Here is a 26749-nt window from a genome sequence, read left to right on the forward strand (position 1 = left end):
TTAAATTAAACAGTCGCTAAAGAAGCGCGCATCGCCGCTACAACGGTGTCGTATCGGTTAGGGTCGGTGTCTTTAGGTGAACCGAAAATCGCGCTACCGGCTACAAATGTATCAGCACCGGCTTTGGCGATGTCAGCGATGTTGTTGGCGTTTACGCCACCATCCACTTCCAGCCAGATCTGGCGGCCGGTTTTCTCGTAGTAGGCATCAATACGTGCACGTGCTTCTTTTAATTTGTTCAGTGTTTCCGGAATGAATTTCTGGCCGCCAAAACCCGGGTTAACCGACATCAGCAAAATCATGTCGACTTTGTCCATCACGTAATCCAGGTAGTGCAATGGTGTTGCCGGATTGAATACCAGGCCGGATTTACAGCCGCTATCACGTACCAGCGCCAGGCTGCGGTCAATGTGGTCAGACGCTTCCGGGTGGAAAGTGATGATATCGGCACCGGCTTTGGCGAAGTCAGGAATAATGCGGTCAACCGGTTTCACCATCAGGTGCACGTCGATCAATGCGCCGACGTTATGTGACAAATCGCGAATGGCATCGCACACGAGCGGTCCAATCGTCAGGTTAGGCACATAGTGATTGTCCATCACGTCAAAGTGGACGATGTCGGTACCGGACTTGATTACGTTTTCAATTTCTTCACCTAATTTGGCGAAGTTGGCAGAAAGAATACTGGGGGCAATGCGAAAAGTTTTGTCCATGCTGGTGTTCCGTATCTGAAGTTCAATGAAATAAATCTGAGAAAACACGTAATCAGCGGCTACGCGGGAAAATTGCTGCGTTCCGTGCGCCTTGCACTTTATCCCGCCACTTGCTTATTTCGAGTTTTCTGAAAATTTTTATTGTAAAACCAATATTTTACCGTCATTCGGAGTCAAATGCCATTCCACGCCAAATTGACAGGATTCTTGCTTGCTAACCGCTAATGTAAGAAAATGTCGGCACCTTTGCTACGGGCACCAATCGAATCAACCATGAACGACCTGCATGCGTTAGTTTATTTATCTCTTTGCCTGCTCTCAAAGGTAAAATAGCGCTATGCAACTGTTTACCATTGGTGTGAACCACACCACCGCACCTATCGCTATCCGCGAAAACGTTGCGTTCAACAACGAAAACCTGCCGCATGCGCTGGAAGATCTGACGCGCCACAACGTTTCCGAAGTTGCCATTCTTTCCACCTGCAACCGTACTGAAATCTATGTGCAGTCTATCCGGCCAGAAACCGTCATCGACTGGCTTGCCAACTACCACAAGCTGGAAGCTCAGCAGTTGATGCCTTATACCTACACACTGAGCAGCCACGAAGCGGTCAAACATGCTTTTCGCGTTGCCAGTGGCCTGGATAGCATGGTGTTGGGTGAGGCGCAAATTCTTGGGCAGTTCAAGCAATCGGTAAAAATTGCACAGGATGTTGGTACGTTGGGCACCATGCTGCACAAATTGTTCCAGCGTACGTTTGAAGTCGCCAAAGAAGTACGCACCAATACCGATATTGGCGGCAGCTCGATTTCGATGGCCGCCGCAGCGGTGAAACTGGCACAACGTATTTTTGGTGACCTAAGCGCACAGAGCGTGCTATTTATCGGTGCCGGTGAAATGATTGAGTTATGTGCCGACCATTTCGCCGCACAAAAACCGAAAAAAATCACTGTCGCTAACCGCACCCTGGAGCGTGGCGAACAACTCGCAGACAAAATCCGTAGCCAGGGTTTGAATATGCAGGCCATTTTGCTGAATGACCTGCCTGAACGCTTTCACGAGTTTGATATTGTGATCACCAGTACAGCCAGCCAGTTACCGCTGGTCGGCTTGGGCATGGTGGAGCGCGCGATCAAGATGCGTAAACACCGTCCGATGTTTATGGTCGATCTGGCAGTACCACGCGATATTGAGCCTGAAGTCTCAGCGTTAGACGATGTGTTTTTATACACGGTAGATGACTTGGCGCAAGTCGTCTCGGAAGGCATAGGTAATCGCCAGGAAGCGGCGGTGAATGCCGAACTGATCGTCAACGCACGTGTAGAGCACTTTATGCATTGGCTCAAGCAGCGCGAAGCAGTGCCCACAATTAAAGCCCTGCGTGACCAGGCGGATGCAGTGCGGAAAGCCGAACTTGAAAAAGCACTCAAGCTGCTGCAAAAAGGCGAATCGCCGGAAAAAGCGCTCGAACAACTCAGCAATGCACTGACCAATAAGTTTTTACATGGCCCCAGTCATGTGCTCAACAATAGCCAAGGCGATGCTCATGCGCATATCGAGCATCTGGTGAAACAACTTTTCCAGTTAAAAGAATAATTTAATTGAGTATGACCAAAGCTGGCGGAAGACATTGCCGCCAGTATTGAATTTTAGGCAAACAAGATGAAACCAAGTATGTTGCAAAAGCTCGCTAACTTAAGCGAGCGCCTCGAAGAAATTAACCGCCTGCTGAGCAGCGAAGGCGTGACTGACAACATGGATAATTACCGCAAGATCATGCAGGAGCATACGGAAATCACGCCTATTGTTGAGCAGTACCATATTTATGTGCAAACCGAATCCGACCTGAAAGAAGCGCATGCCATGCTCTCCGACCCGGAAATGAAAGAGTTTGCGCAGGAAGAGATAGAGAGCGGCAAGCAGCGTCTGGAAGAGGTGGAATTGGCATTGCAAAAACTGTTACTGCCCAAAGACCCCAACGACGATAAAAGTATTTTCCTCGAAGTGCGTGCCGGCACCGGTGGTGATGAATCCGGCCTGTTTGCCGGTGATCTGTTCCGCATGTACTCGCGCTATGCTGACCGCCAGGGTTGGAAGGTGGAAATTGTCTCTGCCAACGAAGGTGAAGTGGGTGGTTACAAGGAGATTATTGCCAAGATCAATGGTTATGGTGCCTACTCAAAACTCAAATTCGAATCCGGTGGTCACCGCGTACAACGCGTGCCGGATACTGAAACCCAGGGCCGTATCCACACCTCGGCCTGTACGGTAGCCATTCTGCCTGAAGTGGAAGAAGTCGGTGATGTGGAAATTAATCCCGCCGATATCCGTATCGATACCTTCCGTGCCAGTGGTGCCGGTGGCCAGCACATCAACAAAACCGATTCTGCTGTGCGCATTACTCATGCACCTACCGGTATTGTCGTGGAATGTCAGGATGGTCGCAGCCAGCACGCCAACAAGGCACAAGCCATGCAGGTGCTGGCGGCACGCATCAAAGCCAAACAAGTGGATGAACAGCAAAGCAAGATCGCCTCGGAACGCCGCAACCTGATTGGTTCCGGTGACCGCTCGGAACGTATCCGTACTTACAATTACCCGCAAGGCCGGATTACCGACCACCGTATCAATCTGACCTTGTACAAGATTGAAGCGATTACCGAAGGTGATATGGACGAGTTGATAGGCGCCCTTTCCAATGAGTACCAGGCTGATCTGCTGGCGAGCCTGGGTGAAGAAAACTAAGCTTGGCATTTGACCACGCTATGACAAAAACAGACGACAAGCATCAAGGTGGTTGCCTCTGCGAAGCAGTGCGCTATGAGATTGCAGGTACCATCGAAAAAGTGGTTTATTGCCATTGCCAGCGTTGCCGCAAAGCGAGCGGTTCAGCCTTCGCAGCAGTTGCGCCGGTTTTGCAAACAAATTTTGTCATCACGCGTGGCCAACAGCATTTAAAAAACTATCGTACTGAAGCTGGCGTTAATCGCACGTTTTGTGGTTTGTGCGGCTCTCCGATCATCGCTTACCGGGACAATGATCCCACAGTCGTGCGGGTGCGAATAGGGTCGCTGGATACACCGCTGGAAGAAAAAGTTTCTGCGCACATATTCGTTGCGTCCAAAGCTGCATGGCATGACATTCATGATGATGCGCCGCAATATGATGAACGCCCTTACTAGCAATACTTATGCATCAGTTCCGTCTCCCCACCGCACCGCGCAGTATCCAAAAAGACCAGCCGATCAAATTTATTCTGGATAGTGAAGCAATCGATTGCCTGGCACATAATATTGCGCTGGTGCATGCTGGATTTGATGAGCAGGCATTCAAGCAGTTAGCGCTTACCAACATTGCGCCGCTTGGTTTTATGGACCGTTCAGCACATATTGCGGCCGCGCTGAAAGCTACTCTCCCTGCCAAATTTGCCGATGCGACTGAAGTATTAATTAAAACGTTGACCCCAGCTAACGTGCATACCGAGCGCCTGGGGCTGAGCGTGTTTTTTTATCTGCCACATACCCGTTTTGTGGCGGAATATGGCCGTGATGTTTCGTACAACGCAGGTGAAGATCCGTTTGATACAGCCATGCATGCACAGTATGAATTAACCCGACGCTTTAGCGCTGAATTCTCCATCCGCCCATTCCTGATTCATGACTTTGACCGCACGCTCAACCAGATTACGCAATGGCTGGATGACCCGGATCCGCATGTACGGCGCTTATGCTCGGAAGGTACCCGTTCCCGTTTGCCATGGGGGGCGCGCATTCCGCAACTGATTAAAGATCCGACGCCAACCTTGCCCATTCTGGATGCATTGAAAAGTGACCCGAGTCTTTATGTGAGACGCAGTGTGGCCAATCATTTGGGGGATATTGCCAAAGACCACCCCGAGATTGCCTTTGAACTATGTGACCGCTGGTTGAGTAACGCCGATAAAGAATTGAAGTGGGTCATCCGCCACGCAGTACGCCACCCGGCCAAACAAGGAAATGCCACGGCCATTGCCCTGCGTAAAGCCGCCGGAGGCAGATAGGATGACACAACCTGTGCAACAACTATTGCGGCACGCGCGGCAACAATTGGCAGAATCTGTTGCTGCGGCTGAGGCCAGTGTGGAGGCGCAAATACTGCTGATGCATGTGCTGGACGTTAACAGGGCCTGGCTGCTGGCACATGCGACTGATGCGGTGACTGAACAACAGGCTATGGACTTTAACCAGCTGGTACAACGCCGTGTGCAAGGCGAGCCGGTGGCCTATATTCTTGGGTATCGCGAATTCTATGGCCTTAAGCTCAAGGTCACGCCAGCGACGCTGATTCCCCGCCCGGATACTGAAACCCTGGTAGAAGCAGCACTACAGAAAATTTCCAAATCCATGCAGATACTGGATCTGGGCACCGGTACTGGCGCCATTGCCTTAGCCATTGCGCAACATGAATCTCAATCACATGTGACCGCGGTAGATGCTTCAAAAGCTGCGCTAATAGTGGCGTATGAAAACATGCACAGCCTGCAGCTAAATAATCTAACCTTGCTGCAAAGTGACTGGTTTTCTAAGCTAGGCCAGCAGGCTTTTGACCTGATTGTGAGCAACCCCCCCTATATTGAAGCTGCCGATTTGCATTTAAGCCAAGGTGATTTACGCTTTGAGCCACTGTCTGCGCTGGCCGCAGGCGAAGATGGCCTGGCGGATATACGCAAGATCATTGAGCAGGCTCCTGATTATTTGAATCATGATGGCTGGCTGATGTTGGAACATGGCTACGATCAGGCTGAAGCTGTGCAAAATCTCTATCAAATGAGAGGTTTTCAGCATATTAAAACTTTGCGAGATTTAGGCGACAATCCCAGAGTCACGCTGGCGCAATGGCTGGCAATTTAAAATACCAAGCGTCATCAATAATAAAAAAGGGGGAATCATGATTCAAAAACTACGTCTGGCGATACGCAATGATCTGGAATCGCCGGAGGAATTAAGGCGTTTTGGTTCGGGCTGGTTAAGTGGGGTGGCCGCGCTGGTGCTTGCCATTGCCAGCCTATGTTTGCTACTTGGCGAGCGCTTGCAAGGCGTGTTCTCTACCCAGATGCTGGCGCCTTTATATGCATTGCCACAATTCACATGGATTATTCAGGGCTTGTTAGTCGTCAGTTTTGTGCTGGCTTGCACTAACCTGGTCTTGCGCAGAAATCGTATTCTGGGCTTTAGCGCTATCCTGCTGGTGCTGGTCACCATGACTATTGCACAAACGCTGGATGCGCAGGCTGCACGTACCAGCAACCTGGCACTTAGCCTGGACTGGTTTGTGCTGAATATACTGCTGACCGGCTTCCTGTTTATTCCACTGGAAAAGCTGTTTGGCCGCTTGACCCAGCAGGCTTTATTCAGGGATGAATGGCGTGAGGATCTGTTTTATTTTTTAATCAGCAGTGTATTTGTGCAAACGCTAACAATGTTTACGCTGGCGCCATCGATGACGGTGTTGCATTACACCGGTGACTGGGCAACATTCAGGGATGCCATTGCCAGCCAACATCTCTGGCTGCAAGTGATTGAAATCATGTTTCTCACGGATTTTGTCCAGTACTGGTTTCACCGCGCGTTTCACCAGCTTCCGTTTTTATGGGGTTTTCATGCTGTCCATCACTCCGCCAAAAAGATGGACTGGCTGGCCGGTTCACGCATGCACATTGTTGAAATCGTCGGTTTGCGCAGCATGACAGTGATCCCGATGTATGTGCTGGGGTTTGCCGAGAGCGCATTATATATTTATATTTTGCTGGTGTATCTCAATGCGACCTTTGTGCATGCCAACGTGCGATTTAATGTCGAATGGCTGAAACCGTTCATCGTCACGCCACGCTTTCACCACTGGCATCATGGCATTGAAAAGGAAGCAATCGATGTGAATTTTGCCATTCACTTCCCCCTATTCGACAAGCTGTTCGGCACCTATTACATGCCAAAAAATCAATGGCCGAGTGGTTATGGCATCGGCGGACACCCGGTGCCGAACGGTTACTGGAAACAGTTTCTGTATCCGTTTAAAAAGTAACACTGCGCTGTGCACGATTCTTGCTGCAACAGGTCTATACGATTGCAGCAAGAAAGGCCGTTTATGTTTAATTTCAATGCGATAAAAGCTGTCCTGTTTGATCTCGATGGTGTTTTATATATTGGTGACCAATTGATTCCGGGCGCTTTGGCTGCGGTTGCTCAGTTGCGCAAAGCCGGCATCGCCGTGCGCTTTGTAACCAATACCAGCACGCTGTCGCTAGACTCTTTACAACAAAAGCTAAACCGGCTGGGCTTCAATACGGTGCCTGAAGAAATCATGAGTGCACCACAAGCGACCATCCAGCATTTGAAAAAACAGCCTAACCCGGTGTGCAAGTTGCTCCTGGCTGAAGACATTAAAAAAGATTTTGCCTGTTTTGACCAATCTGAAACTGCAGCCAATTATGTGGTGGTAGGCGATATCGGCGATCAATGGTCTTATGCATTGCTGAATCAGGTATTCCATTGCCTGGTGAATGGTGCGCAACTCATTGCTATTCATAAAAACCGTTTCTGGCAGACCGAAAGCGGGTTGCAGATGGATATCGGCGCATTTGTGACCGGCCTGGAATATGTCAGTAATACCAAAGCCATGCTGATGGGTAAGCCTTCCCGCCATTTTTTCAATATTGTTGTGGATTCGCTGCGCCTGAAACCTTCTGAAGTGATGATGGTAGGCGATGATATTGATGCCGATGTTGGCGGCGCTCAGGATGCCGGTTTGCACGGTGTGCTGGTGAAAACTGGCAAATACCGTGAAACCTATACACGGCTTTCTGCCGTAAACCCGGATGCGATGATTAACTCGGTGGCCGAGCTGCCCGCTTTACTAGGTTGCCTTTCTGCGGCACCGCAATAAAAGCCGAGGCACGCTGACTCGCCGTGAGGCATGCTGCATAGTATAATCGCGGCATGTCTGAATCAAACTCTGTTGGTATTGTTAAAGCGCAGGTGGCGCATTTCAACGAACCACTCGCTTTGCAAAGCGGCGCCATCTTGCCGCAATACCATCTTGCCTATGAAACCTACGGCGAACTAAACGCGACCAAATCGAATGCGGTGCTTATCTGCCACGCATTATCGGGCAACCACCATGTGGCTGGCCGTTATTCAGAAGATGACAAATACCCAGGCTGGTGGGATAACCTGATTGGCCCCGGCAGGCCGCTGGATACCAACAAATTTTTCGTGATCGGCCTGAATAACCTGGGTGGCTGTCACGGCAGTAGTGGCCCTTCCAGTGTCGATCCGCTGACCGACCGGCCTTACAGTGCAACGTTTCCAGTGGTGACTGTTGAAGACTGGGTGGAGTCGCAGGCACGCCTGCTGGATTATCTTGGGATAGAGCAACTGGCTGCAGTCATAGGTGGTAGCCTTGGCGGAATGCAAGCCCTGCAATGGAATATTGCCTATCCAGAACGTGTGCGTCACGCGTTCGTGATTGCTTCTGCCCCTAACCTGACCGCCCAGAATATGGCTTTTAATGAAGTCGCACGCCAGGCCATTATTACCGATCCTGAGTTTTATGAAGGTGATTATTACAACCATGGCACCGTGCCGCGCCGAGGCTTGCGCATCGCGCGTATGTTAGGTCATATCACTTATCTTTCCGATGATGTGATGGGTGAAAAATTCGGCCGTAAATTACGCCATGGCGAGCTTAAATACAGTTTCGATGTTGAGTTCGAAATGGAGTCTTACCTGCGTTACCAGGGCGATAAATTCGCCGGTGAATTTGATGCGAATACCTATTTGCGAATGACGCGGGCACTGGATTATTTTGATCCGGCAAAAGCGTTTGGCGGCGATTTAAGTCAGGCGCTCAAATATGCAAAAGCCAAATTCATCGTGATTTCGTTCACTACCGATTGGCGTTTTTCACCAAGTCGTTCTCGCGAAATTGTGCAGGCACTGCTGGATAACGCATTGCCGGTGAAATATGCTGAAGTCACCTCAGCACATGGTCATGATGCCTTCCTGATGCCGGACCCGCATTATCACGACATCATGCGTGCTTACCTTGAGCAGGTAAAAGTATGAAAAATGCAAATATAACAAATATTCGCCCAGATTTTGCATTAATTACAAACTGGGTGCGCGCAAAAACCAAGGTGCTGGATTTAGGTTGTGGGGATGGCACCTTGCTGACGCATTTACATGAAACCCTGGATACCACAGGTTATGGTATCGAAAAAGACGATGCCAACTGGCTGGAAGCGCTGAAAAACGGTGTCGATGTGATCCAGATGAACCTTGAAGAAGGTCTTTCCGGGTTTGAAGACCAGTCGTTTGATACGGTGATCCTGTCGCAGACCTTGCAAGCCATGCACAATACCGAAACTATTGTTGAAGAAATGCTGCGTGTCGGCCGCGAAGCGATTGTGACTTTCCCTAACTTTGGTTATTGGCGTAACCGTTTACAAATCGCCACCGGTAATATGCCGGTGTCGAAAACCCTGCCTTATCAATGGTACGACACGCCTAATGTACACTTATGTACGATTCACGATTTTGATGAATTTTGCAATAATCACCACATACAAGTGATTGAACGTAAAGTCATTACCGACGGTGAAGATGTGCATGTGCTGCCAAATTTAATGGGCAACCTGGCTATGTACCGCCTTAAAAGTAATCATACATAAATCAGCTTATTTGCTATGGGAAGTAGTTTTCTCTCACATTTTTCATCGACTGCTTAATTCGCGTTGATTCAATGCAAAACGCTACGCACGCCGTTCACTTCAATTAAAGATTTAATTTTTTAAACAACACGCGCTTGACTAATCCTGATATTTGTCGATAATGATAATAGTTCCCATTATCATTTAAATGGGAATACATGGTAAAGACGTTTGTGAGTAACGCGGCCAGTTAACAATTCTGGCACTTATTAAAGATGCCAGTCATTAATAATTACTCAAAAGGAAGTTAGTCATATGAAAGCTAAATATCTTAGCATCGTTATCGGTGCAAGCCTATTCGCAATCGCTGGTCTGGCACAAGCGAATTCCACGTACAGCAGTTTCGTTGACATTGCGAATTCTGTTTCTTTCGACGGCTGGAACCAGCTTAACCGTAACCGTGTTGATAATAATGGCGCTGCTAATCCATTGACTGCAGCCCAGCTGGCAGCGGGGACAGCTGGTAACGTGGCAGGTTCAGGCGATGCATTGCTGACGCAAATTTCCGGCAGCTACTACCCCGCCGGCTTCGGTTTGTACGGCGATGGGAACCTGACCTTTACTGATAATACTGTTTCAAACAACATCAACTCACTGGTATTCCAGGGCATCGTTAATGACTTTAATGCTTCATTCGGTGGTGAGGCCTATACCATTACGCTGAGCTACAACGGCGGTAACCAGGCGATTGCCGGCGCATTGGTAAACTTTGGGAATACCGGTACTGTGGATGACTATTATCGCTATTCCTGGGATCTGAGTGGTGTTTCTACCCCCATCACTTCTTACACTCTGAGTTTCAGCGCTGGATTCTCACAAGCACTGGCTTTCCAGGTGGACCAGGTGGCATCAGCGTCCGCCGTTCCTGAGGCTGATAGCTACGCCATGATGTTACTGGGTCTTGGCGTGATGGGTTTTGTAGCTCGTCGTCGCAGCAAGTAAGCTCAAAATAAAGTCATGAAAAAAAGCCCCGGTTGTTGCCGGGGCTTTTTATTGTCTGATCAAGCCAGGTGTAATGCTTTCAAACGACGATAAAGTGTATTTCTGCTCATACCAAGCTGGCGTGCAGCGGCGGAAACATTTCCAGCATGCTGCTGCATAGCCGAACGTATAACCTCATCAGATTGCGCCTTTAAAGTTAATGCAGGACGCACCGCTTGGTGACTGATGGCTGCATCTTCAAGCTCATCCATAAAGTCCTGCGTCAAATGCATCAAATCTATGACCGCGCCATCCGCCAAAGCCAGCGCAGTGCGCAACACATTATGCAATTGCCGCACATTGCCAGGCCATGGGTGACGGGCAAACAAAGCCATGACTTCTGCACTGATTTCACTCTCTGGTGACTGCTCAACCTGCAAAATTAAACTGATCAGGCGCTGTAAATCCTGGCGCTGGCGTAAGGCTGGCAATTGCACTGCCAGTCCATTAATACGGTAGTACAAATCACTACGGAATTCCCCTGCAGTGACTTTATCTTTCAGTTTCTGGTTGGTCGCGCTGATCAGCATAAAGTTAACCGGAATCGACTTGCTGGAGCCCAGCGGTGTCACGCAGCGCTCTTGCAGCACGCGTAACAAACGCGCCTGTAGTGACAAGGGCATATCACCGATTTCATCCAGGAACAGCGTGCCGCCATCAGCCTGCTGGATTTTGCCAGAATTACCTTTGCGCTTAGCGCCGGTATAAGCGCCTTCTTCATAGCCAAACAGCTCGGCTTCTATCAGGCCTTCGGGCAAGGCAGCGCAATTGACCGCAATAAAAGGTTGGTCGCGACGTGCGCTGGCATCATGAATCGCGCGAGAAAATAATTCTTTTCCGGCGCCCGTTTCACCCAATACCAGCATGGGAATATCGCGATTCAATACTTGTTTGACTTGGGTGATCGCCAGTTTAAGCTGTGCATCGCCAGTATTGAGCATTTCCAGGCTGGCCGCAGATTCTCGTGGTTGGGAAACCGCTGGGCGTGAACGCGTGCTGGTTTGAACGGAAGCACGTGCAAATAGTCGGGCGCCATTCCGCAATTGCATGGGGAATAATAAATCACCACCCTGGCAGCGTTGTTTGAATGTCACCCACGATTCATCGAATACATCGCTGAATTGCACCCGCCGCTTGGCCAGCACATCTTCATCCAGAGGCAAGCCGAACTGGAATTGTCCGCTACGATTGATGGCATGCAACTGGCCATCACTATCAAATAACGCCAGGCCTTCCCATAGCGTACCGATAAATTCTGATCGCGCATGAAAATGCACGCCTATCTCACCTTGTGCAGTGGCATGAAACAAACGGTTCTCGACCATTTGCGCTGCCATTTTCACCAGTGCCAACGTGTGTTGCTGTGGCTGGTTCAAATCATTGGATACATCTAATGTAGCCACTAACTGGTTATTGGCTGCAAAGATCGGTACTGCCGAGCAGCTGAGTGAGTGGTGATAGGCCATAAAGTGCTCGGCACCCTGCACGCTGATGGGGGCACGCTCAACCAGCGCTGTGCCTATGGCATTTGTCCCGCGATGCTCTTCACTCCAGGAAGCACCAGGTAATAAAGAAGCACGAATGTCGCCCTGCTCCACGCCTTCACCCATGGTGCGCAGGATCACACCTTCATTGTCCGTGAGAATGACCAGGCTACGCGTATGTGCAATCTGCCCGCTTAAGGTCATCATTTCAGGTTCAGCATGCGTGAGCAACAAACGATTTTGCTCTAGCCGTTGTGCTAATTCTTGCGCGGTGATGATCTGGTCATGTGCTGGTGCCTGCTCATCCACGCCTTTGACCATGCAACGACGCCATGAGCGTTCAATCGCTTCGGCAATGGCCAGTTGATCGTCGCGCATGACTGGCAACGATGTATGTGTAGAGGCTGGGGGAAACTTGGACATCACTGTTTGAACACCTGTATCACGTGATTGAACAACTGTATCAGTTTGGTACACCGCTGAACAGTTTTCACCGTTTCAGAATGCATGACCGTAGCTGGTACCTAAGAATAACCTTTTGATTTTAATTCATTTTTTTCATTACCTCAAATAAAACTCATGCCTGGCACAGGGGTTGCAATCAATGGTCTGCGAGTAACAAAAGAAGCATTTGCTTACTGGCGTATAACTCATTTATTCCAGCTTCAAACACACCATTTTGGAGGTATGTATGCAACACCAAATCAAGCTTGCCATCACTGCAATGATGCTAGCCGGCATGAGCACCAGTGTATGGGCCAATGCCGAACTGGACGCCATGATGAAGGATGACAACCAATGGGCCATGGCGCGTAAAGACTACGCCAACCAGGGTTACAGCAAACTGTCACAAATCAACAAAGGCAATGTCAAAAACGTCAAACTGGCCTGGTCATTCGCGACCGGCGTTAACCGGGGTCACGAAGGTGCGCCGTTGGTTATTGGCAATACCATGTACATCCATACCGCATTCCCGAACAACGTCTATGCGCTGGACCTGGACGACAACCAGAAGATCCGCTGGTCTTATTTCCCTAAACAGGATCCGGACGTGCAGTCTGTTTTGTGCTGTGACAACGTAAACAAAGGCCTGGGTTACGGCGACGGCAAGATTTTCCTGCAACAGAATAATGGTGTGCTGGTGGCGCTGGATGCCAAAACCGGTGCCAAAATATGGGACGTAAAGGTCAACGACCCGAAAACAGGCGCGGCCAATACCAATGTCCCTCACGTATTTAAAGACAAAGTGGTGACTGGCTGTTCAGGCGGCGAATTCGGCGTACGCTGCCATATTTCTGCCTACAGCATTAAAGATGGCAGCCTGTTGTGGAAAGCCTACAGCACCGGTCCGGATAGCGAAATGCTGATTGGCAAGGATTTCAATAAGGAAAACCCGCATTACAGCGCCTTATCCGTTTACCAGGATGTGAATGGTGGCAACAAAGAGGGCGGTTCTTTCAAGCCTCTGGATAAATCGCAACTGAAGTATCCTGAAGCTGACCTCGGCGTACGTACCTGGCATAAACCGCAACAGCAAAAAGACGGCTGGCAGAATGGTGGCGGCCCAACCTGGGGCTGGTACTCCTATGACCCGAAACTCAACCTGATGTACTACGGTACCGGTAACCCTGGCACCTGGAACCCGGACGTACGACCAGGCGACAATAAATGGTCAATGACGATTTTCGCGCGTGACCTCGACACCGGCATGGCGCGCTGGGCTTACCAGATGACGCCACATGATGAGTGGGATTATGACGGCATGAACGAAATCATCCTGTGGGAAGCCAACGGTAAACAACTGGCGTCTCATTTTGACCGTAACGGTTTTGGCTATACCTTTGACCGCACCAACGGCAGCTTGCTGGTGGCAGAGAAAATGCACCCGTTCGTCAACTGGGCCAGCAAGATTGACCTGAAAACCGGCATTCCGGTGAAAGATGCCAAATATTCTACCCATCAGGATTACAACGCCAAAGGTATTTGTCCATCAGCCCTGGGAGTGAAAGACGAACAACCCGCAGCTTACTCACCGAAGAACAAAATGTTTTACGTGCCACTGAACCATGTATGTATGACGTACGAGCCGGTTGAATCAAAATATGTGGCTGGCCAGCCATGGGTAGGCGCTACCTTGACCATGTTTGCCGGCCCGGACGGTGTGATGGGCGGCTTTATGGCCTGGGATGCGCTGAAAGGTAAAGCGCAGTGGTACAACAAAGAGAAATTCTCTGCCTGGGGTGGTGCGCTGGTGACTTCAACTGACCTGGTGTTTTACGGGACGTTGGACCGCTGGGTAAAAGCACTGGATGCCAAAACCGGTAAAGAACTGTGGAAGTTCCAGGTGGGTTCCGGTGTGGTTGGCAACATGATCACTTACGGTCACAAAGGCAAGCAATATGTAGGCGTATTGTCAGGGATTGGCGGCTGGGCTGGAGTTGCGATGAACCTGGGTCTGACCAATGAAACCGATGGCTTGGGGGCTGCCGGTGGCTACAAAGAGCTGACCCAGTACAACGCGGCACCTGGTGGTGGCGCAATGAACGTGTTCAGCCTGTAATACATTTTTCAAGGAATGACTCTATGCATTTATTCATTAAAAGCCTGGCAATGACTACCCTGTTGGGGATGACAGCTTCTGTCATGGCAGGTAGTAATGCCGAAGCACTGGCGCAAAAAAGTAATTGTCTGATGTGCCACAGTGTGGATAAAAAAATCCTGGGACCAGCCTATAAGGATGTTGCCGCCAAATACAAAGGCGACAAATCTGCGGAGGCAAAATTGATCCAGAAAGTAAAAGCCGGCGGCAGTGGCGCGTGGGGTGATATGCCCATGCCGCCTAACAGCCCGCAGGTAAAGGACGAAGATATTAAAACCTTGGTCCAGTGGATACTCAGTTTGTAGGGGTTTTTCCACAAAGTATTGTTTGACCATTTGATCTCCGAGTGTGCCAACCCGCAAGGGTTGGCTTTTTTTTACCTGGCGAATGTCTGCCAGACAAAAGCGATTACAATGCGGACATGACCATCGCACAAACCCTGTTTACGCGCCGCATGCTGATGTGTGTGGCGCTTGGCTTCAGCTCCGGCCTACCTCTTTACCTTTTACTGCAGTTATTACCCGCCTGGCTACGCAGCGAAGGGCTCAATTTAAAAACCATTGCCGCGTTTGCTTTTATGCAACTGCCGTATACCTGGAAATTTCTATGGGCGCCGTTGATGGACCGCTACACATTACTGGCAAGCCTGGGCCGCAGACGTAGCTGGATACTATTTACCCAATTTGCATTGTTGGGCTCCATCATTGCACTTGGCTCGTTTCAACCAGCATTTGATATCACCGCGGTTGCATTACTGGCTACACTGGTCGCTTTATTCTCCGCCAGCCAGGATATTGTGATTGATGCCTACCGCCGCGAAATACTGAGCGACGAAGAATTGGGTTTGGGCAACAGTATTCATGTGAATGCCTACCGTATCGCCGGATTAGTCCCTGGCTCACTGGCATTAATCCTGGCCGACCATATGGCCTGGTCGCAAGTGTTTCTGATTGTGGGTTTATTTATGCTACCCGGCATAGGCTTTACCCTGTGGTCACAAGAACCAGTGGCCGCCAGCATGCCCAAAACATTGCTGGCTTCCGTGGTCGAACCCTTTAAGGAATTTATCCATCGCAGTGGCTGGCAACATGCAGTCTGGGTATTGCTGTTTATTCTGTTGTATAAACTGGGTGACAGCATGGCCACAGCACTCGCTACACCGTTCTATATTGATATGGGTTTCAGCAAAACCGATATCGGTGCGATTGCCAAAGGCAGCGGCCTGGTGATGCAGATTGCCGGTGCTTTTGTCGGCGGTTTGTGGATGCTCAAGTTAGGTATTAATCGCGGCTTATGGGTATTTGGTGTGATACAGGCATTAGCTATTTTTGGTTTTGCCTGGCTGGCACAAAGCGGGCCTTTTACTGAGATTGGCGCTGCCGAGCGTAGCATGCTGGCATTTGTGATTGGTGCCGAGGCATTTGGCATCGGCTTGGGAACCGCGGCATATGTGGCTTATATGGCGCGTGAAACCAACCCTGCATATACAGCGACACAACTGGCATTGTTTACCAGTTTGTCGGCAGTGCCGCGTTCGGTGTTTAATGCACTTACCGGCGGGATGGTAGAAAATTTGGGGTGGGAACAGTTTTTTTATGTATGTATGTTGCTGACCATTCCGGGGATGGTGTTGTTGTTTAAGGTAGCGCCGTGGCGGGTACGGTAAAGTCTGAAAGTTAATTCTTTGGTTAGTCGCTCCAGTGCAGGTATAGCATGGTGTCCGCGTAGCAAGCTTTGTGACTGCTACACCCTCCGCATAATCTAAAGTGCCTTACAAACTATTTAAGTTAAAACTTTCAGCCAAGAAAAAAGCGCCCCGATTCCTCAAGGCGCTTTTTCTTTTTTTAAAGCACAATTACTTCAAATCAAACCGATCTGCATTCATCACTTTAGTCCATGCTTTCACAAAATCCTGCACAAACTTTTGTTTTGCATCATCCTGCGCATACACTTCCGCATAAGAACGCAGAATAGAGTTAGAGCCAAATACCAGATCTACACGTGTTGCAGTCCACTTCACGTTACCGGTAGCCCGCTCGCGGACTTCATACAAATTGCTGCCTACTGGTTTCCAGGTGTACTGCATATCCGTCAAATTAACAAAGAAGTCATTGCTAAGCACGCCGGGCCTGTCGGTAAACACACCATGTTTGCTAGCACCATAATTGGTATCCAACACTCGCATACCACCAACCAGCACCACCATTTCCGGCGCTGTCAGCCCCATCAGCTGGGTACGATCCAGCAGTAGCTCTTCAGCTGTCGGCACATAATCCGCCTTCTGCCAGTTGCGGAAACCATCGTGCAATGGTTCCAGCACAGAGAAAGACTCCACATCTGTCATCTCATCGGTGGCATCGCCCCTGCCTGGCGCAAACGGCACTTCAACCGCCACACCTGCTGCATTGGCCGCCTGCTCAATGGCCGCTGAGCCACCCAGCACAATCAAGTCCGCCAAACTGACCGGTTGATTAAAAGCTGCCCGTATGCCTTCAAGTACAGCCAGTACTTTCTGCAACCTGGCTGGCTCGTTGCCTTGCCAGTCTTTTTGCGGTGCCAGACGGATACGTGCACCATTGGCACCACCACGGAAATCGGATGCGCGGAATGTACGTGCGCTATCCCAGGCGGTAGCCACCAGTTCTGCAATCGTCAGGCCACTCGCCAGGATCTGCCCTTTCAAGGTTGCGATATCCGCGGTACTCAAGCTAGCGTTGCCAGCGGGCGTTGGGTCCTGCCAGATCAAGTCTTCCTGCGGCACATCTGGCCCCAGGTAGCGAGCTTTCGGACCTAGATCACGATGCGTCAATTTAAACCAGGCACGTGCAAATACTTCGGAAAAATAAGCCTGGTCACGGTAAAAACGCTCCGAAATTTCGCGGTAAACCGGATCCTTGATCATCGCCATATCCGCATCTGTCATGATCGGGTTATAGCGGATGGACGGATCTTCCACATCAACAGGTTTATCTTCCTCCTTAATATTCACCGGCTCATACTGCCATGCGCCTGCCGGGCTCTTTCTCAGCTCCCATTCATGTTCGAACAGCATTTTGAAATAACCGTTATCCCAGCGGGTAGGATGTGTGGTCCAGGCACCTTCGATACCGCTGGTAACTGAATCACGGCCAATGCCGCGGGTGGTATGGTTATTCCAGCCCATGCCTTGCTCTTCAATGCTGGCCGCTTCCGGGTCCGGGCCTAAGTTTGCTGCTATGCCATTACCATGTGATTTGCCTACGGTATGACCACCAGCAGTCAGCGCAACGGTTTCTTCATCGTTCATCGCCATCCGGTCAAAGGTTTCGCGGATATCCCTCGCTGTGCGTAATGGGTCCGGGTTGCCATCTACCCCTTCCGGATTTACATATATGAGCCCCATCATTACGGCGGCCAGCGGATTTTCCAGATCGCGTTCACCTGTATAACGGCTACCGGGCGCGCCTGTTTTAGCTAGCCATTCTTTTTCGTTGCCCCAATAAATATCTTTTTCCGGATGCCAGATATCGGCGCGGCCGCCGGCAAAGCCAAAGGTTTTCAGACCCATGGACTCATACGCAATCGTGCCGGCCAGTACAATCAAATCGGCCCAGGAAAGCTTGTTACCGTATTTTTTCTTGATCGGCCATAACAGGCGGCGCGCTTTATCCAGGTTAACGTTATCCGGCCAGCTGTTCAGCGGCGCAAAACGCTGGTTACCGGTGCCGGCTCCGCCACGGCCATCGGCGACGCGATAAGTACCGGCCGCATGCCATGACAAGCGAATCATCAATCCACCATAGTGCCCCCAATCAGCAGGCCACCATGACTGGCTATCGGTCATCATTGCATGCAGGTCGGCTTTCACTGCCGCTAAATCCAGCTTTTTAAATTCCTCGGCATAATTAAAATCTTCACCCAGCGGATTGGTTTTGCTGTCTTGTTGATGCAAGATATCCAGATTTAGCGCATTTGGCCACCAGCTGGTATTTGATTTCTCGGTGGCAGTGTTTCCCCCATGTGCAAATGGACATTTGCCTGTGGTATTTTGCTGATTTTCCATTTTTTTGAGCTCCTTTTCTTATTGACTGACCACCCTTGAGTGATCATGCGATAAATATACTACTTGTTAAATATTACGATAATAGTTTTCTAGGTAATGAATATGGTTTATCTAGTTGCTGGCAGCGTAAGCCGCCAATACTTCCTGTAACTGGGATAAATCCTGAAGCCAGCTGCTAATCATTTTTGCCTCCATGAATCAATGTTGTCTGATGCATGGAGGCCATTCTAGGCAAGCTACTTCAATTTGTATAATTGTATGTTTTGATACTATTGATTAATAAAATTAATAGATTTACACTAATGGCCTCTTCACAGCAGTGAGAAAAACATGACCCTGATTGAACTGAAGTTTGTGCTGGCAGTAGCGCAGGAACGCAATTTTCGCCGGGCGGCTGAGAAATGTTTTGTCACACAACCGGCATTAAGCCTGGGCATCAAAAAGCTGGAAGAGGAATTAGGCGTTTTGCTGTTTGAGCGTAACCGTAATGACGTGACACCAACGCCGATAGGTGAACAGATCATTGAGCAGGCGAACACTGTGCTGGAGCAAGCGGCAAAAATCAAGGAAATGGCCAAGCATGGCAGCGACCCATTGAATGGGCCTTTCAAGCTAGGGATGATCCATTCGGTAGGCCCTTACCTGTTGCCGGAAATGATTCCGCCATTGGTTAAAACTGCACCAAATATGCCGCTGGAAGTAGAAGAAAATATTACCGCTACACTGGAACAACAATTAAGGAATGGCGTAATTGACGCGGCAGTCGTGGCCTTGCCGTTTAATGTGCCCGGAATTGAAATCACACCGCTTTATGATGAAGATTTTAATGTAGTGGTGCCAGCCACCCACCCATGGGCACAACGTAAAACAGTGAATCCGGATGAATTAGGCAACGAAAAAGTGCTATTACTGAATAGTGGGCATTGCTTTAGCAACCAGGTGACACAGGCTTGCCCTGAATTAAGTCGTAAGGGCGAGGTGCTACAAGGTAATTCTTTGGAGACTATACGTAATATGGTGGCTTCCAACCTGGGGATTACGGTTTTGCCAGCGATGGCGACTGTCGCACGTTACCAGAATCCGCTGATTCGGGTGATTCCATTCACCAAACCGGTGCCTAGCAGGAGGATTGCATTGGCCTGGCGTAAAAGTTTTGTGCGCACGGCTGCAATTGAGGTGTTGGGAAAAGTGATGTCAGACATTGGCGCGCAGGCGAAAAGCACTGGCGGATAATATTTCTGGAATTTAATAAGCAATCGCGACGCGGAACCCGGTCACGGCTTTTTCGGAGATGCCGAGGCTGGTTTTAACCGGTTGCTCCTGTTGTCCCGCCAGGCCTTCAGAAACCTTGGCAGTTGCAGGCAAATATTCCTTAGGTGTCAGGACTTTGCGCAATACCGGTTCGTCAGCCATATTGGTCAGCGTCAGTTCTATCATCGGGTAAGTTTGAGACACCGCACCGTGATTGATCAATACGCTGGAAAATACCAGTACCCCTTCGCGCTCCCTGTGTTCCTGAATGTCGGCATCATCAATGGTTAATTGCGTAATATCCTTAGGCAATGCCACCGCGCAATGTGCCAATTTGCAAGCCGACTGCAGCAGCGGTTTGGTAAAAGGATAATTAGCGGCCAGGCTTGTGCGTGTGAAATAAACAGACTGCAACAGGAGGGTCACTAGCAGTAAGCCGGATAACAGTGGGAACACCCATGGTGCTTTGGGTTTTTCAGCGGCTGCTGGCCACTCTTCGCTCAGGGAAACATTACGCAAAAATTCCGGAATGGCTGTTGTATCAGCTTCTTCGCGGCCAAGATTCCAGTTCAATGCCCGGATCTGTTGAGCATCTTGAGCGGCATCCTTCTGGGTCGTGAGCGGAACATCCAATTCTGCTGTTGGGCTATCCAGTGTCGCTTCAGGAGCAGGGTAGCTATCAGAACCATAAGTATCCGTGACATAAGCTTCTGAGCTGTGTGGTCCGGAATTCTCTGCACTTGCATGCTCGACTTCTGTTGAAGCTGTCTGGGAGATGTCTGCTTCAGGTGTCACGTACTGCGTGTTGCTTGTTTCAGTGACTTCTGGTGTAAATGTCTCTGCCGGTGAGTCGGCCAGTGCAATCGATTCATTTGCTGGTATGGGTGCTTCTACAGATACGACAGATTCGTCTGCCGCAATGGTTTCTGTTGCTTCTGTCGAGTCAATCAGCGAAGAGCGTGCATCAAACACATGATTGCATTCACCACAACGTACTTTGCCGGCATAGGCTTGCAGTTGTTCGTCGTTGACTTCAAATTGTGTTTGGCAGGCAGGGCACGCCGTGATTAGAGACATTTTCTGGTTCCCGTCAGCAAGACCCATCCATCTTGCTGGATGGGGGCATCCATTTCAAACCACTCTGAGTAATGCGTCAGCAACATTTCCTGCTGACTATCCAATATGCCGGATAATGCAACTTTGCCGCCATTTTTGCAAGATTTTGCAATCACCGGCGCCAATACCATCAAGGCACTGGAAAGAATATTGGCGACCACAATATCAAATGGCTCATGCAGATATTCTGCAGAATCATAGAATAGCGCTTCCACCTGGTTATTGGCGGCATTGTCACGGCTGGCGATGACCGCCTGTGTATCAATGTCCACACCAATCACCTGGCCGGCGCCCAGTTTTTTGGCCGCAATCGCGAGGATGCCGGAACCACAACCGTAATCCAGTACATTGGCCTGAGCCAATTCCGATTTAGGTAATTGTGCCAGCCAGCTCAAACATAAATGCGTGGTGGGATGGCTACCGGTACCGAATGCCAGACCGGGATCCAGCACAATATTGATTGCCTCCGCATTGGGCGCCTGGTGCCATGATGGCACAATCCATAAATTATCAGTCACACGAATCGGGTCGAATTGCGCTTGGGTTGCACGCACCCAATCCTGCTCTTCAATCTGTTCCAACTGGTATTTCAAACCATCCAGCTGCAACTCGGATTGCACTGTGGCTAGCAAAGCCGTCACATCCGCGTCAGCTTCCAGCATGGCAGTCACGATATTCTGTTGCCAGATACCTGGCGGTGGATCGCCCGGCTCACCAAAAATGGCTTGTTCAGCCATGGTGTCCGCATGCGCGTCTTCAATGCTGACAGACAGTGCGCCATGTTCCATCAACACATCGCTGAGCGACTCCGCCTGTGGCTCGGTCGATTGAATTTTAAGTAACAGCCAATGCACAATTACTTAGCGCTGATGCCCAGCTTCTGTTCAAGATAGTGAATGCTGGTGCCGCCTTGCTGAAACGCCAGATCAGACATCAGGTCAGAATGCAGTTCCTTGTTGGTTTTAATACCTTCGACATACAGTTCAGACAAAGCTACGCGCATTCTGGCAATCGCTTGCTCGCGGGTGGCACCGTGCGTGATCAATTTACCGATCATGGAATCGTAATGTGGGGGCACTGTATAACCGCCATATACATGAGTGTCCATGCGCACGCCAGGTCCGCCTGGCATATGGAAGCGGTTAATGAAACCAGGAGAAGGCACAAAATTGTAAGGATCTTCGGCGTTAATCCGGCACTCAATGGCATGACCATTCAATACGATGTCACGTTGGCGGAAAGGCAGTTTTTCACCGGCGGCAATAAAGATTTGCTGTTGTACCAGATCAATCCCGGTAATCATCTCGGTCACCGTATGCTCTACTTGCAAACGGGTGTTCATCTCAATGAAATAGAATTCGCCGTTTTCATACAGGAACTCAAAGGTACCAGCACCACGGTATTTGATTTTGCGGCAGGCTTCGGCACAACGCTCACCTATCTTGTCGCGCAATCTTGCTGGTAATAAAGGTGAAGGCGCTTCTTCAATGATTTTCTGGTGACGACGTTGCATGGAGCAATCACGGTCACCCAGGAACACCGCATTGCCATGTTCGTCGGCCAATATCTGGATTTCGATATGGCGCGGGTTTTCCAGGAATTTTTCCATGTAAACCACCGGGTTACCAAAAGCGCTTTGCGCTTCGGCTTTGGTCATATTGACTGCATTTATTAATGCCGCTTCAGTATGCACCACGCGCATACCGCGACCGCCTCCGCCACCAGCCGCTTTGATAATGACCGGGTAACCGACACGTTTGGCTGTTTTCACAATTTCAGCAGGATCATCAGGCAAAGCACCATCTGAACCAGGTACGCAAGGCACGCCAGCCTTTTTCATGGCATCCTTGGCGGAAACCTTATCGCCCATCAGGCGGATTGTTTCAGCACGTGGCCCGATAAACACGAAACCACTTTGTTCCACACGCTCGGCAAAGTCGGCATTTTCAGACAAAAAGCCATAACCCGGGTGTATCGCCTGCGCATCTGTTACTTCAGCAGCGCTAATGACTGCCGGAACATTCAGGTAACTTTTAGCGGAAGGAGCTGGGCCAATACAGACGGACTCGTCCGCCAATTTAACATATTTGGCATCGCGGTCGGCCTCGGAGTGCACGGCTACGGTTTTGATCCCCAGTTCACGGCAGGCACGTTGCACACGCAAGGCTATTTCGCCTCGGTTTGCAATCAGTATTTTCTCGAACATTTTTAACTCCGCGTCTTCATAGCGGCCTGGCTATTAGCCACGGCGCATTTTAATTTTGTTGCAGTACAACCTGTCGATAGCTGGCTGCCACGTTGGACAATCAGAATTTTTTTTAACATAAATACCAATCAGGGAATCTTAACCAATCAGGAATAATGGTTCGCCGTATTCCACTGGTTGGCCGTTTTCAACAAAGATTTTCTTGATCACGCCGGCATACTCACTCTCAATTTCATTGAGTAGCTTCATCGCCTCGATAATACATACCGTTTCACCGGCATTCACGCTGCTGCCAACGTCAACGAAAGCTTTGGCATCAGGAGAAGAGGCGCGGTAGAAAGTACCGACCATAGGTGATTTCACTACTTTGCCTTCCGGCTCCGGCGCTGGTGCGCTAGCAGTAGCGCTGGCAGGCGCAGCAGCTGGTGCTGCACTAGCCGGGGCAGCCTGGGCAGGCGCAGTTACATATTGTGTAACCGGCGCAACGCCAGTGATGGTGCGGCTGATACGTACTTTTTCTTCACCTTCGGTCAGTTCCAGTTCGGAAATTCCCGATTCCTCGACCAGATCAATCAATTTTTTGAGTTTGCGTAAATCCATAGAAACCTCGATTTAGAATGTTTTAATTATAGTTGTTGGATATGGCGATAAGCGGCGTAATAGCCTTCCGCGCCCAAACCGCAGATGACGGCCGTCGCGATATCGCTGAAATAAGAGTGATGCCTGAATGGCTCCCGTGCGTGAACATTGGAAAGATGTACTTCAATAAACGGTACTTTCACCGCTGAAATTGCATCACGAATCGCCACCGAAGTATGTGTGAAAGCCGCAGGATTGATGATGACATAATCCACGCGGTTAACAGACAATGTGTGTATCTTCTCAATAATATCCGCTTCAGAATTGCTCTGAAAGGTTTCCAGCCGTGCCTGATCCGCGTGCGCCAGTGCATGCAACCCCTGGTCGATATCTGCCAGGGTCTGGTTGCCATAATGCTGTGGCTCGCGAGTGCCAAGCATGTTGAGATTAGGTCCATGAATCACCAGGATAGATTTGGTGCCCATTTCACATGCCTTTTAAAGAGAAAGATACAACCTTCATGGCGCGAAGTTTGCCGAAGTTATTGCATTTTGTCCAGCAGAATTCGTCAATTACACAAAAGTGAAACATCGCTAATTTTGCTGTTAAGTGCGGGATCTTTGCTCCGAACATGCAGCGATTAAAGCATTGTATTCAATCAAATAACAGTTTGTATAGCCTACAACTTAAGTGCTTTTTGCAGCATTTCGCTGTTAACGCGGCCAAAGAAAATATGGGTGATTTCGCCCTGTGCAGAGACAATCACCGTATATGGCAAGACACCTTTATTGTTACCCAAGGTCTCTGCCAGAGGCATGCCTTCATTTTCGGCAATCAGTAATGGATAGGACACCGGGGTGCTTTCGACAAACTCATGCACAGCTGCAGCTTCATCAATTGCCACGCCCAATACGGTAATGTCGGGGTGTGCAGTGGCAAGTTCAGAAATCTCCGGCATTTCATCACGGCAAGGCTCGCACCATGTGGCCCAGAAATTTAGGATCATAGGCTTGCCTTTGAATTGTGCTAACGGGTATGACTTACCTTTTTGATCGCTTAAGGTGGTATTCCAGAGCGCACTTACCGCAGTTTTATCAGGTAACGTCGTATCTGCGCCCATAAACTGATGGCGGTTCAGGTAAAGCCAGCGGAACCCGCTGCCAAGGACGACGATCAGCAGGACGGTCATTACGATACGCGCGACGTTACGCATGGTTAGGTCCTCCAAGTGCACGCAGTATTTTCAGGAAACGATCCGCATCGTGATAGCCTTTGATGACTGGCTGCAAAGGCTGGCCTTGACTATCAAAAAAGACGATACCCGGGGGGCCAAACAATTCGAATTTTTTAAGCAATGCTGCATCCTGTGCATTATTTGCTGTCACGTCTGCCTGCAATAGCACTATTTGATTTAATTCAGCCTGCACCTGATGATTTGTGAATACAAATTGCTCATATTCTTTACATGACACACACCAGTCAGCATAAAAATCCAGCATCACGCGCTTGCCTTGTGCGGCGTGCACGGCTTGATCAAGTTCTTGCACATTGCGCACACGTTGAAACTGTAATGCCTGCCTGCCAGTTTGCGGGGCGGACGCAAGATTCTGCAATGGCCTCAGTGGTGAACTTGCTCCTGACCAGGCCCCGATCAGCAAAGCAACGCCATACAGTAATAAAAAGACTGCCGCGCCTTTAATAAGCCTTTGCGCGGTAGTAGCAGTCGTCGGCAACGGGTCAATGGCGCGCAAATAAATAGCCGGTATGATACAAAGTGCTGCCCACAACAACAGCTGCACGCTGGTTGGCAAAATAGGGCTGATCACCCAGATAGCGACAGCCAGCATTAGTACGCCAAACAGGCGGCGGATGGTGTTCATCCATTCGCCCGCTTTTGGCAGGATTGATCCTGCAGAAGCACCAATCAACAGTAAAGGCACGCCCATACCCAATGAGAGTGAAAACAGTGCAACGGCACCGAGAACCACATCATGGGTTTGACTGATATAGAGTAAAGCACCCGCCAAAGGCGCCGCCACGCAAGGGCTGATAATCAGGGCAGAGATGGCGCCCATCAGAAAGTCGCTGAGCAGATGTCCGCCTTTAAACCGGTGACTCCAGTTAAAAAAAGCATTTTCTACTGCACTTGGTAATTTAAGCTCATAAAAACCGAACATGGAAAAAGACAAGGCCACAAAAATCAATGCGCCGGCCGTTAATGCCCATGGTGTTTGCAGGGCGTTACTCAACAGTTGTCCGGATAAGCCGGCAGCAACGCCTGCCAGGGTATAGGTCAGGCACATGCCCAGTGTATAGGCAAACGATAAAGTGAATGCTTTGGCGCGTGAGACTTGTGCGTTTTTACCGACAATAATGCCTGACAAAATCGGAATCATTGGGAACACGCATGGCGTAAAGGCGAGCAGTAAACCGGCGCCAAAGAACCCAGCTACGATTTGCCACCAGTGTCCCGATGAAAGCAGTTTTTCAGATACGCCATCGTCAACTTCTAATGCTGATGGCTGGCTGCTAGTGACTGCAACTGGCGAAGCAGATGGCGTTAATGGCAGGGATTTGGTCTGCGGCGGGTAACACAAACCTTTTTCGCTGCAACCTTGATACCGTATTTGCAGAACGGCTGGCGCCGTGTCGGGGAAAATGACTTCTGCAACCGTATCATGGTGGAAAACCTGTTGCTGGCCGAAATTGGGATCATTTTTGCTTTCGCCTGGCGGCAACGAAATGGTCGCTTTTTGATCAGCGGGTAACAGTTGTACGCGTTCACGATACAGATAATGACCAGGCGCGATAATAAATTTCACTTGCGCATGTGTTTGATCCACCAGCGCAGCTTCTACCTTGAACGCTTTATCTACCGGCAAAAACTCTTCAGAGTCTTCATCGGTAAATAGTTGGGAGAACCTTGAATCCGCGTGCACCGGTAGTGCAGTTGCCAGTAGCATCGCCAGGGTCGCCCACGCTTTAATCCATTTAGTGATCATTATCTTGCACCTTAATTAACCATGACCTA

24 protein-coding genes are annotated in these 26749 nt (G+C 49.7%); 14 read left to right on the forward strand and 10 right to left on the reverse strand.

Features of this window, described 5'->3' with window-relative positions; translation table 11 throughout:
- Window positions 1-5: 5 nt before the first annotated feature.
- On the reverse strand, window positions 6-713 hold the full coding sequence (rpe, locus tag LPA26_RS10620) for a ribulose-phosphate 3-epimerase (RefSeq protein WP_055830769.1): 708 nt from the start codon (window positions 711-713) through the stop codon (window positions 6-8).
- A 337-nt stretch (window positions 714-1050) separates the two neighbouring features.
- Between rpe and hemA the strand changes: the two genes are divergently transcribed.
- From hemA to LPA26_RS10670, 10 genes are all read left to right on the forward strand, one after another.
- On the forward strand, window positions 1051-2310 hold the full coding sequence (gene hemA, locus LPA26_RS10625; RefSeq protein ID WP_229008271.1) for a glutamyl-tRNA reductase: 1260 nt from the start codon (window positions 1051-1053) through the stop codon (window positions 2308-2310).
- Between the two features lie 66 nt (window positions 2311-2376).
- Window positions 2377-3459 (forward strand): peptide chain release factor 1, encoded by a 1083-nt coding sequence (gene prfA, locus LPA26_RS10630; RefSeq protein ID WP_055868579.1) that lies wholly within the window; start codon window positions 2377-2379, stop codon window positions 3457-3459.
- Window positions 3460-3479: 20 nt separating this feature from the next.
- Complete coding sequence (locus LPA26_RS10635) at window positions 3480-3896, forward strand: GFA family protein (protein WP_229008272.1); 417 nt, start codon at window positions 3480-3482, stop codon at window positions 3894-3896.
- Between the two features lie 8 nt (window positions 3897-3904).
- The gene (locus tag LPA26_RS10640; RefSeq protein WP_229008273.1) at window positions 3905-4753 is read left to right on the forward strand and encodes a DNA alkylation repair protein; all 849 of its coding nucleotides are present in this window, start codon (window positions 3905-3907) and stop codon (window positions 4751-4753) included.
- A gap of 1 nt (window position 4754) precedes the next feature.
- Window positions 4755-5603, forward strand: coding sequence for a peptide chain release factor N(5)-glutamine methyltransferase (gene prmC / locus LPA26_RS10645; RefSeq protein WP_229008274.1), 849 nt, complete (start codon window positions 4755-4757; stop codon window positions 5601-5603).
- Between the two features lie 37 nt (window positions 5604-5640).
- Window positions 5641-6774, forward strand: a complete 1134-nt coding sequence (locus tag LPA26_RS10650) for a sterol desaturase family protein (protein ID WP_229008275.1) — start codon at window positions 5641-5643, stop codon at window positions 6772-6774.
- Window positions 6775-6837: 63 nt separating this feature from the next.
- A complete protein-coding gene (locus LPA26_RS10655; RefSeq protein ID WP_229008276.1) occupies window positions 6838-7635 on the forward strand; it encodes a TIGR01458 family HAD-type hydrolase in 798 nt (265 codons plus the stop codon).
- A gap of 53 nt (window positions 7636-7688) precedes the next feature.
- Window positions 7689-8816 carry a homoserine O-acetyltransferase gene (locus tag LPA26_RS10660; RefSeq protein WP_229008277.1) on the forward strand — a complete coding sequence of 376 codons (1128 nt, stop codon included), beginning with the start codon at window positions 7689-7691 and terminating at the stop codon, window positions 8814-8816.
- A complete protein-coding gene (gene metW, locus LPA26_RS10665) occupies window positions 8813-9421 on the forward strand; it encodes a methionine biosynthesis protein MetW (protein WP_055830783.1) in 609 nt (202 codons plus the stop codon). Before LPA26_RS10660 ends, metW begins: the two co-directional genes overlap by 4 nt.
- 294 nt (window positions 9422-9715) lie before the next feature.
- Window positions 9716-10402 (forward strand): PEP-CTERM sorting domain-containing protein, encoded by a 687-nt coding sequence (locus LPA26_RS10670; RefSeq protein ID WP_229008278.1) that lies wholly within the window; start codon window positions 9716-9718, stop codon window positions 10400-10402.
- Window positions 10403-10461: 59 nt separating this feature from the next.
- Here LPA26_RS10670 and LPA26_RS10675 read toward each other — a convergent pair whose 3' ends face one another.
- Window positions 10462-12348 carry a sigma-54-dependent Fis family transcriptional regulator gene (locus tag LPA26_RS10675; RefSeq protein WP_229008279.1) on the reverse strand — a complete coding sequence of 629 codons (1887 nt, stop codon included), beginning with the start codon at window positions 12346-12348 and terminating at the stop codon, window positions 10462-10464.
- 268 nt (window positions 12349-12616) lie between these two features.
- On the opposite strand from LPA26_RS10675, the gene LPA26_RS10680 reads away from it, so the two are divergent.
- The 3 genes from LPA26_RS10680 (at window position 12617) to LPA26_RS10690 (ending at window position 16190) form a co-directional block, all read left to right on the forward strand.
- Window positions 12617-14485: a methanol/ethanol family PQQ-dependent dehydrogenase gene (locus LPA26_RS10680; RefSeq protein WP_305080491.1), complete on the forward strand. Its 1869-nt coding sequence runs from the start codon at window positions 12617-12619 to the stop codon at window positions 14483-14485.
- 50 nt (window positions 14486-14535) lie between these two features.
- Window positions 14536-14829: a c-type cytochrome gene (locus tag LPA26_RS10685; RefSeq protein WP_369814166.1), complete on the forward strand. Its 294-nt coding sequence runs from the start codon at window positions 14536-14538 to the stop codon at window positions 14827-14829.
- A 116-nt stretch (window positions 14830-14945) separates the two neighbouring features.
- A complete protein-coding gene (locus LPA26_RS10690; RefSeq protein ID WP_229008280.1) occupies window positions 14946-16190 on the forward strand; it encodes an AmpG family muropeptide MFS transporter in 1245 nt (414 codons plus the stop codon).
- Window positions 16191-16379: 189 nt separating this feature from the next.
- Here the strand turns inward: LPA26_RS10690 and katG are convergent, their stop codons facing one another.
- Window positions 16380-18566, reverse strand: coding sequence for a catalase/peroxidase HPI (gene katG / locus LPA26_RS10695; protein WP_229008281.1), 2187 nt, complete (start codon window positions 18564-18566; stop codon window positions 16380-16382).
- A gap of 330 nt (window positions 18567-18896) precedes the next feature.
- Here katG and LPA26_RS10700 point away from each other — a divergent pair, with 330 nt between their 5' ends.
- Window positions 18897-19799, forward strand: coding sequence for a hydrogen peroxide-inducible genes activator (locus LPA26_RS10700; RefSeq protein ID WP_229008282.1), 903 nt, complete (start codon window positions 18897-18899; stop codon window positions 19797-19799).
- Between the two features lie 12 nt (window positions 19800-19811).
- Here LPA26_RS10700 and LPA26_RS10705 read toward each other — a convergent pair whose 3' ends face one another.
- From LPA26_RS10705 to dsbD, 7 genes are all read right to left on the reverse strand, one after another.
- Window positions 19812-20894: a DUF3426 domain-containing protein gene (locus tag LPA26_RS10705; RefSeq protein ID WP_229008283.1), complete on the reverse strand. Its 1083-nt coding sequence runs from the start codon at window positions 20892-20894 to the stop codon at window positions 19812-19814.
- Entirely contained in the window at window positions 20885-21787 is a 903-nt protein-coding gene (prmA, locus tag LPA26_RS10710; RefSeq protein WP_055830802.1) for a 50S ribosomal protein L11 methyltransferase, read from the reverse strand. The genes LPA26_RS10705 and prmA overlap by 10 nt, the downstream gene beginning before the upstream one ends.
- 2 nt (window positions 21788-21789) lie before the next feature.
- The gene (accC, locus tag LPA26_RS10715) at window positions 21790-23139 is read right to left on the reverse strand and encodes an acetyl-CoA carboxylase biotin carboxylase subunit (RefSeq protein WP_055830804.1); all 1350 of its coding nucleotides are present in this window, start codon (window positions 23137-23139) and stop codon (window positions 21790-21792) included.
- Window positions 23140-23277: 138 nt separating this feature from the next.
- On the reverse strand, window positions 23278-23739 hold the full coding sequence (accB, locus tag LPA26_RS10720) for an acetyl-CoA carboxylase biotin carboxyl carrier protein (RefSeq protein WP_229008284.1): 462 nt from the start codon (window positions 23737-23739) through the stop codon (window positions 23278-23280).
- A gap of 26 nt (window positions 23740-23765) precedes the next feature.
- Window positions 23766-24203, reverse strand: a complete 438-nt coding sequence (gene aroQ, locus LPA26_RS10725; protein ID WP_055830808.1) for a type II 3-dehydroquinate dehydratase — start codon at window positions 24201-24203, stop codon at window positions 23766-23768.
- 194 nt (window positions 24204-24397) lie between these two features.
- Window positions 24398-24931: a TlpA disulfide reductase family protein gene (locus LPA26_RS10730; protein ID WP_055830810.1), complete on the reverse strand. Its 534-nt coding sequence runs from the start codon at window positions 24929-24931 to the stop codon at window positions 24398-24400.
- On the reverse strand, window positions 24924-26720 hold the full coding sequence (dsbD, locus tag LPA26_RS10735) for a protein-disulfide reductase DsbD (RefSeq protein ID WP_229008285.1): 1797 nt from the start codon (window positions 26718-26720) through the stop codon (window positions 24924-24926). The genes LPA26_RS10730 and dsbD overlap by 8 nt, the downstream gene beginning before the upstream one ends.
- Window positions 26721-26749 lie beyond the last annotated feature (29 nt).

Origin of the sequence: Methylophilus sp. Leaf408 (genome assembly GCF_916856905.1) — a bacterium.
Lineage (GTDB): Bacteria > Pseudomonadota > Gammaproteobacteria > Burkholderiales > Methylophilaceae > Methylophilus.

What these genes read in the sequence shown, in the direction of transcription:
- rpe (WP_055830769.1), bottom strand. Translation starts at nt 713, where the DNA reads ATGGACAAAACTTTTCGCATTGCCCCCAGTATTCTTTCTGCCAACTTC.
- hemA (WP_229008271.1), top strand. Translation starts at nt 1,051, where the DNA reads ATGCAACTGTTTACCATTGGTGTGAACCACACCACCGCACCTATCGCT.
- prfA (WP_055868579.1), top strand. Translation starts at nt 2,377, where the DNA reads ATGAAACCAAGTATGTTGCAAAAGCTCGCTAACTTAAGCGAGCGCCTC.
- LPA26_RS10635 (WP_229008272.1), top strand. Translation starts at nt 3,480, where the DNA reads ATGACAAAAACAGACGACAAGCATCAAGGTGGTTGCCTCTGCGAAGCA.
- LPA26_RS10640 (WP_229008273.1), top strand. Translation starts at nt 3,905, where the DNA reads ATGCATCAGTTCCGTCTCCCCACCGCACCGCGCAGTATCCAAAAAGAC.
- prmC (WP_229008274.1), top strand. Translation starts at nt 4,755, where the DNA reads ATGACACAACCTGTGCAACAACTATTGCGGCACGCGCGGCAACAATTG.
- LPA26_RS10650 (WP_229008275.1), top strand. Translation starts at nt 5,641, where the DNA reads ATGATTCAAAAACTACGTCTGGCGATACGCAATGATCTGGAATCGCCG.
- LPA26_RS10655 (WP_229008276.1), top strand. Translation starts at nt 6,838, where the DNA reads ATGTTTAATTTCAATGCGATAAAAGCTGTCCTGTTTGATCTCGATGGT.
- LPA26_RS10660 (WP_229008277.1), top strand. Translation starts at nt 7,689, where the DNA reads ATGTCTGAATCAAACTCTGTTGGTATTGTTAAAGCGCAGGTGGCGCAT.
- metW (WP_055830783.1), top strand. Translation starts at nt 8,813, where the DNA reads ATGAAAAATGCAAATATAACAAATATTCGCCCAGATTTTGCATTAATT.
- LPA26_RS10670 (WP_229008278.1), top strand. Translation starts at nt 9,716, where the DNA reads ATGAAAGCTAAATATCTTAGCATCGTTATCGGTGCAAGCCTATTCGCA.
- LPA26_RS10675 (WP_229008279.1), bottom strand. Translation starts at nt 12,348, where the DNA reads ATGTCCAAGTTTCCCCCAGCCTCTACACATACATCGTTGCCAGTCATG.
- LPA26_RS10680 (WP_305080491.1), top strand. Translation starts at nt 12,617, where the DNA reads ATGCAACACCAAATCAAGCTTGCCATCACTGCAATGATGCTAGCCGGC.
- LPA26_RS10685 (WP_369814166.1), top strand. Translation starts at nt 14,536, where the DNA reads ATGACTACCCTGTTGGGGATGACAGCTTCTGTCATGGCAGGTAGTAAT.
- LPA26_RS10690 (WP_229008280.1), top strand. Translation starts at nt 14,946, where the DNA reads ATGACCATCGCACAAACCCTGTTTACGCGCCGCATGCTGATGTGTGTG.
- katG (WP_229008281.1), bottom strand. Translation starts at nt 18,566, where the DNA reads ATGGAAAATCAGCAAAATACCACAGGCAAATGTCCATTTGCACATGGG.
- LPA26_RS10700 (WP_229008282.1), top strand. Translation starts at nt 18,897, where the DNA reads ATGACCCTGATTGAACTGAAGTTTGTGCTGGCAGTAGCGCAGGAACGC.
- LPA26_RS10705 (WP_229008283.1), bottom strand. Translation starts at nt 20,894, where the DNA reads ATGTCTCTAATCACGGCGTGCCCTGCCTGCCAAACACAATTTGAAGTC.
- accC (WP_055830804.1), bottom strand. Translation starts at nt 23,139, where the DNA reads ATGTTCGAGAAAATACTGATTGCAAACCGAGGCGAAATAGCCTTGCGT.
- accB (WP_229008284.1), bottom strand. Translation starts at nt 23,739, where the DNA reads ATGGATTTACGCAAACTCAAAAAATTGATTGATCTGGTCGAGGAATCG.
- aroQ (WP_055830808.1), bottom strand. Translation starts at nt 24,203, where the DNA reads ATGGGCACCAAATCTATCCTGGTGATTCATGGACCTAATCTCAACATG.
- LPA26_RS10730 (WP_055830810.1), bottom strand. Translation starts at nt 24,931, where the DNA reads ATGCGTAACGTCGCGCGTATCGTAATGACCGTCCTGCTGATCGTCGTC.
- dsbD (WP_229008285.1), bottom strand. Translation starts at nt 26,720, where the DNA reads ATGATCACTAAATGGATTAAAGCGTGGGCGACCCTGGCGATGCTACTG.